We start from the raw sequence: 9,275 nt of genomic DNA, 5'->3' as shown, positions 1-9,275 counted from the left end.
GCTAAGAAAGGGCACCGTCAAAGGAATCCGCCACCAACAACGGTGACGGGGTCATGCATGATTCATGCACTGGCTTTTAGCACACTGTTGAGTTCTCAAGAAACGGACGCGACCACCATCACCCGAAACCCGTAACGAGTCCCGAGATCCAGGGCGATTACTTCCGTCCGGCCGACTCTTCGGCGATCACCGCATCACAGACCCGAAGCGAGTCATGCGATCTCGGCCGATGCTCTTGTTAGAGTGACCTTCCCCTTTCGGGGCAACCACTCCATCTTAAGCCCTAGCCCGCCTCACGTCAAACCTCTCGGTTCCGCCGTGCCGCAGACGATCCGGATCCGGCGCGAGCGCCTCGTCTGGATGGTTGTCGGAGTGGCTTGCCCGTCGGGGTCCGGCCGCCTCTCGGCGTCCCGCTCTCCCCGGGGGCGAGGAAAACATTAGGCAACGTCCGCCCGGCCGTCAAATCACGCCGAGATGGCCAAAACCCCAGGCCACACCGCAACTTCGGGCAATCACTGCCGCCAAGGCCACAAGATTGTTACCTGCGCCACAACGAACCTTGACCACCAAAGAGCCGCACCGGACCGGTCGGCCGGGACGGCTCCTGGTGATCGACGTACGGACGATCAGGCGACCTCGATGCCGCCGACGGTCTTCTTGCCACGACGCAGCACGAGGAACCGGCCGTGCAGGAGGTCGTCCGCCGAGGGCACGTACTCCTCATCGGTGATCTTGGTGTTGTTGAGGTACGCGCCGCCCTCCTTCACGGCCCGGCGCGCCGCTGACTTGGACTCGACGAGCCCGCTCTGCGCGAGCAGGTCGACGTACGACGCCCCCAGGGTCGGCACGGCCGCCTTCGGCACCTCCGCGAGAGCCGACTCCAGCGTCCGGGCGTCCAGTTCCGTCAGCGAGCCCTGCCCGAACAGCGCACGCGAGGCGGCGATCACCCGGGCGAGCTCCTCGGCGCCGTGCACCAGGGTTGTCAGGTCCTCGGCCAGCGCGCGCTGCGCCGCGCGGGCCGCCGGCCGTTCCGCCACCGCCTTCTCCAGCTCCTCGATCTCCTCCCTCGTACGGAAGGTGAAGACCTTGAGGAACCGGACGACGTCGCGGTCGTCGGCGTTGAGCCAGTACTGGTAGAACGCGTACGGCGAGGTCAGCGCGGGGTCGAGCCATACGGCGCCGCCGGCCGTCTTGCCGAACTTGGTGCCGTCGGCCTTGGTGATCAGCTTGCCGGTGAGCGCGTGGACATGGGCGCTCTCCACCCGCCGGATGAGATCGACGCCGGCGATGATGTTGCCCCACTGGTCGCTGCCGCCGAGCTGGATCGTGCACCCGTGCCGGCGGTACAGCTCCAGGTAGTCGTTGGCCTGCAGGATCTGGTAGCTGAACTCGGTGTAGCTGAGCCCTTCACCGGCCAGCCGCGCGGAGACCGACTCCCTGGCGAGCATCCGGTTGACCGGGAAGTGCTTGCCGACGTCGCGCAGGAAGTCGATCGCGCTCAGCTCCGCCGTCCAGTCCAGGTTGCTGACCAGCGTGGCCGCGGTGGGCCCCTCGTCGAAGCTGAGGAACCTCTCGACCTGCACCCGGATGCGGGACACCCATTCGGCGACGATGTCGCTGGAGTTGAGCGCCCGCTCCGTGCTGCGCCCGCTCGGGTCGCCGATCAGACCCGTCGCGCCACCGACCAGGCCGATCGGGCGGTGTCCGGCCCGCTGGAAGCGGGTCAGGATGAGCAGGGTCGCGAGGTTGCCTACATGCAGCGAGGGCGCGGTCGGGTCGAAGCCCGCATACACGGTGATCGGACCGTCGGACAGCGCCTTGCGCAGCGCGTCGATGTCGGTGGTCTGCGCGAGCACATCGCGCCACTCGAGTTCGTCGAGGATGTCACCCATCTCCGACGTCGGCACGAGATTGCCTGAAGTTACGGTCACGGTCGTGGCTTTCGCTTATCGATGGTGGGTGTACGGGCTTCCGTACAAGCCTGCCTGATCACGGAACCCTATCGCCACTTGATAGCGACGCGTCAGCGTGCCGTTCGGCCACGGTGCCGGGGCACGTGCGCGCGGTAGGGAGACACGGTGGGGTCACCGTCGATCCAGAACCTCCAGGGCGTGTCGGCGCCGGCGGACACACCGGTGCGCGGACCCGTCCTCACCTGGGCGGGCGGCACCGGCCGGCCCTCGTGCACCTGGATGGGGCCACCCGAGCAGCAGTCCGTCCCGTTGTGCTCCCTGACCAGGCCGAGGGCCACCGTGAGCCGGGCCGGTCCCCTGGCGAGGTCCCGATCGGGGACCCGGCGCGCCAGGCCCTCCATACCGGGGCCGTCGGCGTGCGGCATGCGGCGGATGCGGGCGGTGTGCACGCCCGCGACCACCTCGCCCGCCCGTAACAGGACGGCCGAGCCGGTGCCCGCAGGCATGCACACGAGGTTGGCGCAGTAGTGCATCCCGTACGTGAAGTAGACGTAGAGATGTCCCGGCTCCCCGAACATGACGGCGTTGCGTGGTGTGCGCCCCCGGTAGGTGTGGGAGGCCGGGTCCTGCCCCGGGCCGCCGTACGCCTCGACCTCGCTCAGCCGGACCGCCACCGACCCGTGCACGACCACCCGGCCGAGCAGATCGGGGGCGACCACCTCCGAAGGGCGGTCGAAGAAGTCGCGGCCGAGCGGCTCGCCCGCGACGTCGTCGATCAGTTCTCGTTCGCCCATGCCGCCTGGCCGTCGACGATCTCCCGGAGATTCGCGACCTGGTCGCGGACCCGGTCGGGCGCGGTGCCGCCGAAGGCGCTGCGGGCGGCCAGCGCGCCGTGCACGTTCAGCACGTCGCGGACGCTCGCGCCCGTCTCGTCCACCGCGAAGTGCGGCGAGACCTTCGCCAGCTCCTCGTCCGTCAGCTCGCCGAGGTCCTTGTCGTTCACCTGGCACCACACCACCAGGTGGCCGACGGCCTCGTGCGCGTCCCGGAACGGGACGCCGCGGCGGACCAGCAGTTCGGCGAGGTCGGTCGCCAGCGCGAACCCGTCGGGCGCGCTGGTCTCCAGCTTGGCCTTGTTGACCCGCATCGTGGCGATCATGCCCGACACGGCCGGGAGCACCAGGAGCAGGGTGTCGACGGCGTCGAAGACCGGCTCCTTGTCCTCCTGGAGGTCGCGGTTGTAGGTGAGCGGCAGGCCCTTCAGCGTCGTCAGCAGCGACATCAGCGCGCCGATCAGGCGGCCGCTCTTGCCCCTGGCCAGCTCGGCGACGTCGGGGTTCTTCTTCTGCGGCATGATCGAGGACCCGGTGGAGTAGGCGTCGTCCACCTCGATCCACCGGAACTCCTGCGAGGCCCACAGCACGACTTCCTCGCCGAGCCGGGAGATGTGCACGCCGATCATGGCCGCGCAGAACAGGAACTCGGCGGCGAAGTCACGGTCGGCGACCGCGTCCATCGAGTTCGGCGCGGGGGCGTCGAACCCGAGCTCGGCGGCGACCGCAGCGGGGTCGAGCGGCAGCGAGGACCCGGCCAGCGCGCCGGAACCCAGCGGCGAGACCGCAGCGCGCCTGTCCCAGTCCCGCAGCCGGTCCACGTCGCGGGTCAGCGGGTGGACGTGGGCGAGAAGCTGGTGCCCGAACGACACCGGCTGCGCGTGCTGCAGGTGCGTCATGCCGGGTGCCGCGACGTCGGCGTTCTCCTCGGCCTGGCTGATCAGCGCGGTCTCCAGTTCGACCAGCCGGGAGACGATCGTGCGGACGTGGTCACGCAGGTAGAGGCGCAGGTCGGTGGCGACCTGGTCGTTGCGGCTGCGGCCGGCCCGGAGCTTGCCGCCCAGTGAGCCGAGCCGCTCCAGCAGGCCGCGCTCCAGCGCGGTGTGCACGTCCTCGTCGGCGACGGTGGGACGGAACTCCCCCTTGCGGCAGGCCCGGTCGAGATCGTCGAGCGCGCCCAGCATGCGGTCGAGCTCCTCCTGCGTCAGCAGGCCGGCGCGGTGCAGCACGCGTGCGTGCGCGCGTGAAGCCAGCAGATCGTACGGCGCGAGGCGCCAGTCGAACTGCACACTCACCGACAGGCGCGTGAGGGCGTCCGCGGGTCCCCCCTCGAACCTGCCACCCCAGAGCCGCATCGGCTTGTTGTCCGCCACCGTGTTCTCCCTCCGAATTCCGAATCTCTGCCGACAAAGGTGACCGCGTGCGTTTCCGCAGAAGCGCTCGTACGGAGATCTCACGCCATTCCGGTCGTCCCTGGGACGAGCCCTCGGCGCGTTTCTCCATTTGGATCCTCGTGGTGGATCCTCGCGTCGAATCCTCGTATCGGATCCTCGTGCGACTAATCCGCGACCTTAGCCGACGGACTGCCCGGTCCCCGCACACGGCCCGGGCCACGCGGGGTCACGCTTCGTCGTCTCCATGCGCGTGATCATGGAGGTCGGCGGTGAGCTTGTGCCTGGTCACGTCAGGCGTCCTGCGGGTGGCCAGACTGAGCAGGGACTCCGCCAGCGCCTGCCCTCCCGTAGGACTCCTGCTGATCACGAGGATCGTGTCGTCACCGGCCACCGTGCCGAGGATCGAGTCCCAGCCCGCGTGGTCGACGGCCGAGGCGAGGAACTGGGCCGCTCCCGGAGGCGTACGGAGGATCACCAGGTTGGCGGACGCCTCCGCCGACACCAGGAGTTCCTCGGCGATCCTGCGCAGGCGCGCGTCGGGGTTCTCGGTGAAGCCGTTGGCGACGCCGGCCCGGTAGATCGGGATCCGGCCGCCGCCCTCACCGGGCAGCGCGTAGACCAGAGTGCCGTCGTCGGCCCGCAGCTTGAGCGCGCCGAGCTCGTCGAGATCGCGGGACAGCGTGGCCTGGGTCACCTCCACTCCCTGCTCGGCCAGCAGCCTGGCCAGCTCGGGCTGCGAGCGGACCTTGTGCCGGGTCAGCAACTCGACGATCCGGGCGTGCCGGGCCGCCTTGGTGAGCGGGATGCTCACAATCCCTCCGCGCTCCGCGTCACGAGCCAGTGCAGCAGCGCCTTCTGCGCGTGCAGCCGGTTCTCCGCCTGGTCCCACACGACGCTCTGCGGTCCGTCGATGACGTCGGCGGCGATCTCCAGCCCCCGGTACGCGGGCAGGCAGTGCAGCACGATCGCGTCGGCGTCGGCCAGGGCGAGCAGGGCGGTGTTCACCTGGTAGGGCGTGAACGCCGCCACCCGCTCGTCCTTGCCGTCCTGACCCATCGAGACCCAGGTGTCGGTGGCGATCACATGCGCCCCGGCCGCGGCCGCCTCGGGATCGCTGAGCGCCACGACCGATCCCCCGGTGGCTGCCGCGATCTCGGCCGCCCGGTCCAGCACCGCGCCGTCGGGCAGGTAACCCGCGGGCGCCCCGATCCGGACGTGCATGCCGGCCGTGGCGCAGCCCAGGAGATAGGAGTGCGCCATGTTGTTGGCGCCGTCCCCCAGGTAGGCGAGCGTCAGCCCGGCGGCCGTGCCCTTGTGCTCCCGGATCGTCTGCAGGTCGGCGAGGATCTGGCAGGGGTGGAACTCGTCGGTCAGCGAGTTCACCACCGGCACCGACGAGTAGGCCGCCATCGTCTCGATGCGCTCCTGGCCGCCCGTGCGCCAGACGATCGCCGCGACCTGCCGCGACAGGACCCGCGCGGTGTCCTCGACGGGCTCGCCGCGTCCCATCTGCGAGGTGCCGCCATCCATGATCAGCGGTAGCCCGCCCAGCTCTGCCACGCCCACCGAGAACGAGGCGCGGGTCCGGGTCGACGGTTTGTCGAAGAGGAGGGCGACCGCCCTGGGGCCTTCGAACGGCCGGTAACCGAACCGGTCCTTCTTCATCGCCTCGGCGAGGTCGAGCACCTGCGCCTGCTCCTGGGGGGACAGGTCGTCGTCGCGGAGGAAATGCCGAACCCGTGTCGCGGTGGCGTCAGGCGCCGGGTTCGCGGCGGTGTCGATCGGGGTGTCAGGCATCGGCGGCCTCCAGGATGCCGGGCAGCGCGTCGAGGAAGACCCGCGCGTCGGACTCGGTGATCACAAGCGGGGGCGCGAGCCGGACCGCGTCGGGCTGCAGGGCGTTGACCAGGAAGCCGGCTTCCTGGGCCGCGGCCTGCACCTGTGCCGACCTGGGGACGGTCAGCACGGCGGCGAGCCACAGTCCGCGCCCTCTGACGCCCTTGAGCAGCGGGTGCCGCACGGCGGCGATGCCCTCCGAGAGGAGCGCTCCCACGCGCACCGCGTTGCCGAGCAGGCCGTCGCGCTCGATGGTGCCGAGCACCGCCAGCGCCGCGGCGCACGAGACCGGGTTGCCGCCGAAGGTCGAGCCGTGGTCTCCCTTGGCGAAGACCTCACCGGCCTCTCCCAGGCCGATGCAGGCCCCGATCGGCATGCCCCCGCCGAGCCCCTTGGCCAGCGTCACGATGTCGGGGACGACTTCCTCCGCCTGGTGGGCGAACCAGTGTCCGGTGCGGCCGATGGCCGACTGGATCTCGTCGGCGACCAGGAGGGCGCCGGTGGCGGAGCAGATCTCCCTGGCCGCGCGGAAGTAGCCCTCGGGCGGCGGGACGACCCCGGCCTCGCCCTGCGTGGGCTCCAGGAAGACCGCGGCGCAGTCGTCGGTCACGGCGTTCTTGAGCGCGTCCGCGTCGCCGTACGGAACGAACCGCACGTCCAGCGGGAACGGGCCGAACTGGTCGCGGATCGACTGCTTGCCGGTGAGTGACAGCGCGCCGAGCGTGCGGCCGTGGAAGCCGTTCTCGGCCGCCACCATGTAGCCCCGGCCGTGCGTCCGGCCGTACTTGATGGCGATCTTCAGCGCGGCCTCGTTGGCCTCGGTGCCGGAGTTGGCGAGGAAGACCCGGGCCGGCTCCCGGAGCAGGGTGCGCAGCCTCTCGGCGAGCAGCACCTCCTGCTCGTGCAGGAACAGGTTCGAGGTGTGGGCGAGCGTGGCGACCTGCCGCGACACCGCTTCGACCAGGGCGGGGTGGCCGTGCCCGAGCGAGCTCACCGCGATGCCGCCGATCAGGTCGAGGTAGCGGCGCCCGTCCACGTCCCAGACGGCGCAGCCCTCGCCGCGCGCCAGGGCGACGGGCGGCACCCCGTAGTTGTGCATGAACGCCGACGCGAAACGGTCGCGCAGTTCGTCGTTGCCGGTCACCTGGCATCTCCTCCGCTCACGACGCCGTCCGCGACCTCCGCGGGGCTCCGGCCGTCCGTCTCCGGGTCCGCGTCCGGCTCGACCATGGTGCCGATCCCCTCGTCGGTGAAGACCTCCAGCAGCAGGGCGTGCGGCACCCGCCCGTCGAGCACGTGCGCCTGCGGGACGCCGCCGCGCACGGCCGTCAGGCACGCTTCCATCTTCGGCACCATCCCGCTGGACAGCGAGGGCAGCAGCGCGGCGAGTTCCGAGGCGGTGATGCGGCTGACGACCTCCAGGCCCGAGCCTGGCTCCTCGCCTTCTTCCGGAGGCTGCCAGTCCGCGTACAACCCCTCGACGTCGGTCAGGACGATCAGCTTGGACGCCTTGAGCGCGACGGCGAGCGCCGCGGCCGCGGTGTCGGCGTTGACGTTGTAGATCCCGCCGTCCTCACCGCGGGCCACCGAGGACACCACCGGGATGCGCCCGTCGTCCAGGAGTGCCCGCACGGCTCCCGCCTCGACGCGGACGATCTCCCCCACCTGCCCGATGTCGACTTTGACGCCGTCGACCGTCACGTGCTTGCGCTCGGCCGTGAACAGGTGGGCGTCCTCGCCGGACATCCCGACCGCGAACGGACCGTGTCCGTTGATCAGCCCGACGACGTCACGGTTGACCTGGCCCACGAGGACCATCCGGACGACCTGCATGGCCTCGGGGGTGGTCACCCGCAGGCCGGACACGAAGTGGCTGTCGATCCCGAGCAGGTCGAGGTGCGACTGGATCTGCGGCCCGCCGCCGTGCACGATGACCGGCCGCAGGCCCGCGTAACGCAGGAAGACCACGTCGGCGGCGAACTTCGCCCGCAGGTGCTCCTTGGTCATCGCGTTCCCGCCGTACTTGATGACGACGGTCGCGCCGTGGAAGCGGGAGAGCCAGGGCAGGGCCTCGATCAGCGTGTGCGCCTTGTCCAGGGCGCCGTTGCGTCGGACGCTCATGACGAGTACGCCGAGTTCTCGTGCACGTAGGCCGCCGTGAGGTCGGTGGTGTGCACGGTCGCGCTGTGCGGCCCGGCCGACAGGTCGATCGTGATGGTCACGTCGCGCGGACGCAGGTCCACCTTCGAGCGGTCGTCGCCCGCCGCGCCTCCCCTGCAGATCCAGATGCCGTTGACGGCCACGTTGACCCGCTCGGCCTCGAAGACCGCATCGGTGGTGCCAACCGCGCTGACCACCCGGCCCCAGTTGGGGTCCTCTCCGTGGATCGCGCACTTCAGCAGGTTCGAGCGGGCCACGGCCCGGCCCACCGCCACCGCGTCGTCCTCAGACGCCGCGCCGACGACCTCGATGGCGATCGCCTTGGTGGCGCCCTCGGCGTCCACCAGAAGCTGCCGGGACAGGTCGGCGCAGACGGCGGTGACGACCTTCTCGAACTCGGCGAGATCGGGGCGCACGCCGGACGCGCCGCTGGCGAGCAGCAGCACGGTGTCGTTGGTGGACATGCAGCCGTCGGTGTCGAGCCGGTCGAACGTCACCGACGTCGCCTTGCGCAGCACCGTGTCGAGTTCCTCGGACGTGAGATCGGCGTCGGTGGTCAGCACGCACAGCATGGTGGCCAGGCCGGGCGCGAGCATCCCCGCGCCCTTGGCCATGCCGCCCACCATGTAGCCCCCCTCGCCACGCCGGAAGGAGATCTTGCTGACGGTGTCGGTGGTCCGGATCGCGTCGGCCGCGGCCAGCCCGCCATCCCGGCTGAGCTGGGCCGCCGCGGTTCCCACGCCGCCGAGCAGGGCGTCGAGCGGGAGCCTCTCGCCGATCAGCCCGGTCGAGCACACCGCGATCTCGGCGGCGGAGTCGCCGAGGACCTCGGCCGCCTTCTCGGCGGTGGCGTGGGTGTCCTGGAAGCCCAGCGGGCCGGTGCAGGCGTTGGCGCCGCCGGAGTTCAGCACGACCGCCCTGACCCGCCCGCCGTCGAGAACCTGGGCGGACCACAGGACCGGCGCGGCCTTGAACCGGTTGATGGTGAAGACCCCTGCCGCGGCCCGCGAGGGGCCGTCGTTCACGACCAGGGCGAGGTCGCGGGCGCCGCCGCTCTTGATCCCGGCGACGACCCCGGCGGCACGGAAGCCCAGGGGTGCGGTGACACTCATGCACGCTCCTCGGAAGGGAAGATCTTG

At 70.7% G+C, this 9,275-nt stretch carries 8 protein-coding genes; all 8 read right to left on the bottom strand.

What is annotated here, in order from left to right; genetic code table 11:
* Positions 1 to 626: 626 nt before the first annotated feature.
* Entirely contained in the window at positions 627 to 1,892 is a 1,266-nt protein-coding gene (gene tyrS, locus F5972_RS31115; protein ID WP_150938728.1) for a tyrosine--tRNA ligase, read from the bottom strand.
* A 131-nt stretch (positions 1,893 to 2,023) separates the two neighbouring features.
* Positions 2,024 to 2,707 carry a DNA-3-methyladenine glycosylase gene (locus tag F5972_RS31110; RefSeq protein ID WP_150938690.1) on the bottom strand — a complete coding sequence of 228 codons (684 nt, stop codon included), beginning with the start codon at positions 2,705 to 2,707 and terminating at the stop codon, positions 2,024 to 2,026.
* Entirely contained in the window at positions 2,689 to 4,101 is a 1,413-nt protein-coding gene (gene argH, locus F5972_RS31105) for an argininosuccinate lyase (protein ID WP_150938726.1), read from the bottom strand. Before argH ends, F5972_RS31110 begins: the two co-directional genes overlap by 19 nt.
* Positions 4,102 to 4,366: 265 nt before the next feature.
* The gene (locus tag F5972_RS31100) at positions 4,367 to 4,951 is read right to left on the bottom strand and encodes an arginine repressor (protein WP_150938688.1); all 585 of its coding nucleotides are present in this window, start codon (positions 4,949 to 4,951) and stop codon (positions 4,367 to 4,369) included.
* Entirely contained in the window at positions 4,948 to 5,937 is a 990-nt protein-coding gene (gene argF, locus F5972_RS31095; protein ID WP_150938686.1) for an ornithine carbamoyltransferase, read from the bottom strand. Before argF ends, F5972_RS31100 begins: the two co-directional genes overlap by 4 nt.
* Entirely contained in the window at positions 5,930 to 7,120 is a 1,191-nt protein-coding gene (locus F5972_RS31090; RefSeq protein WP_150938684.1) for an acetylornithine transaminase, read from the bottom strand. Before F5972_RS31090 ends, argF begins: the two co-directional genes overlap by 8 nt.
* Complete coding sequence (gene argB, locus F5972_RS31085) at positions 7,117 to 8,097, bottom strand: acetylglutamate kinase (protein WP_150938682.1); 981 nt, start codon at positions 8,095 to 8,097, stop codon at positions 7,117 to 7,119. The genes F5972_RS31090 and argB overlap by 4 nt, the downstream gene beginning before the upstream one ends.
* Positions 8,094 to 9,248, bottom strand: coding sequence for a bifunctional glutamate N-acetyltransferase/amino-acid acetyltransferase ArgJ (gene argJ / locus F5972_RS31080; RefSeq protein ID WP_150938680.1), 1,155 nt, complete (start codon positions 9,246 to 9,248; stop codon positions 8,094 to 8,096). The genes argB and argJ overlap by 4 nt, the downstream gene beginning before the upstream one ends.
* Positions 9,249 to 9,275: the final 27 nt, after the last annotated feature.

This window comes from Microbispora cellulosiformans (assembly GCF_008728085.1).
Classification (GTDB): Bacteria; Actinomycetota; Actinomycetes; order Streptosporangiales; family Streptosporangiaceae; genus Microbispora; species Microbispora amethystogenes.
This window is presented reverse-complemented; position numbering and strand designations above follow the sequence as displayed.

Coding starts and splice junctions, on each gene's coding strand:
- tyrS (WP_150938728.1), bottom strand. CDS start 1,892: ATGGGTGACATCCTCGACGAACTCGAGTGGCGCGATGTGCTCGCGCAG.
- F5972_RS31110 (WP_150938690.1), bottom strand. CDS start 2,707: ATGGGCGAACGAGAACTGATCGACGACGTCGCGGGCGAGCCGCTCGGC.
- argH (WP_150938726.1), bottom strand. CDS start 4,101: ATGCGGCTCTGGGGTGGCAGGTTCGAGGGGGGACCCGCGGACGCCCTC.
- argF (WP_150938686.1), bottom strand. CDS start 5,937: ATGCCTGACACCCCGATCGACACCGCCGCGAACCCGGCGCCTGACGCC.
- argB (WP_150938682.1), bottom strand. CDS start 8,097: ATGAGCGTCCGACGCAACGGCGCCCTGGACAAGGCGCACACGCTGATC.
- argJ (WP_150938680.1), bottom strand. CDS start 9,248: ATGAGTGTCACCGCACCCCTGGGCTTCCGTGCCGCCGGGGTCGTCGCC.